General features: G+C 55.2%; 2 protein-coding genes. One reads left to right on the top strand and one right to left on the bottom strand.

All coding sequences use genetic code 11. The features are described 5' to 3' along the window. Positions 1 to 219 (top strand): BolA family protein (locus ACTHS3_RS14870; RefSeq protein WP_440368291.1); only part of this gene is annotated, 219 nt, incomplete at its 5' end. Positions 220 to 286: 67 nt separating this feature from the next. Here the strand turns inward: ACTHS3_RS14870 and ACTHS3_RS14865 are convergent. Next, positions 287 to 982, bottom strand: a 696-nt coding sequence (locus tag ACTHS3_RS14865) for a methyltransferase (RefSeq protein WP_440368355.1), incomplete at its 5' end; no start/stop codon positions are given.

Here is a 982-nt window from a genome sequence, read left to right as displayed (position 1 = left end):
ATTGAAGGCGTTACCCCTTGCGAACACGTCGAAGTCGAAGGCGACGGCCATCACTTCTTCGCCGTAATCGTTTCCTCTTCCTTTGAAGGCAAAGCCCGCCTCGCCCGCCACCGCCTGATTAAAGACGGCCTCAAGCCGCAACTCGAAAGCAACGAATTGCACGCGCTGTCGATTTCCGTTGCTGCCACGCCGGCCGAATGGGCGGCCAAACAGGCTTAATTCGGAATCAAATAAAAGGCCGTCTGAAAACTTCAGACGGCCTTTTTGCATTTAAACCCAAGCAGCCTCAGCTTCCGGCCTGCATCTGTTTTTTCGGGAAAAACTGCACCACATTCTCCCCTTGCGGCAACACCAATTTCTTCACGGCATGACCGTACACGGTTTCAAGCGTGATGTTCAGACGGCCTTCGTTGGCAAAAATCTTATCCACACATTCCTTGGCCGCCTGCGGATTGCTGAACTTCAATGCGTTCCACAATCCCAAGGTTTCCATGTCCTGCCAAAACGTCCCGGCTTTTTTATAGCTCAATTCAAGCTTGGCCGTGTCGGTTACCGGATCGTAAAAGCCGTTGTCGGCGAGCATATCGCCCAAGTCGTGCATATCAATCAGCGTGGGCGCTTCGCATTCGATGCCTTCATGGTTCAGACGGCCTGTCAGCTCGGTCAGGCTGTCGCGGCCAAAGTGCGTGAAGAACAATAATCCGTCGGTTTTCAAGGCAGCGGCCCAGTTTTTCAATACCGGCAAAATATCGTCGGCGCGGCTGAGGCTGAGGTTGGCCCACAACATATCGGCGGCTGCTTCAGGCAGCGGCGCGGTCAGGGCTTGGCAATGTTGCGGAATGGTTTTGCCGGTCAGCTTCTGCCAGAAACCGCCTTTGCGCGCGGCGGCGGCGGTTTTCAAAAAGTCGGCATTCGGATCGTATTCTTCAAACACGGCGTCGGGATAACGCGCGGCCAGCAGGCTGCGGCTGATGTCGGCATC

Source organism: Neisseria sp. P0009.S007, assembly GCF_051962515.1.
Note: the sequence above shows the minus strand (reverse complement) of the source record. Positions and strands in the feature narration are given on the sequence as shown.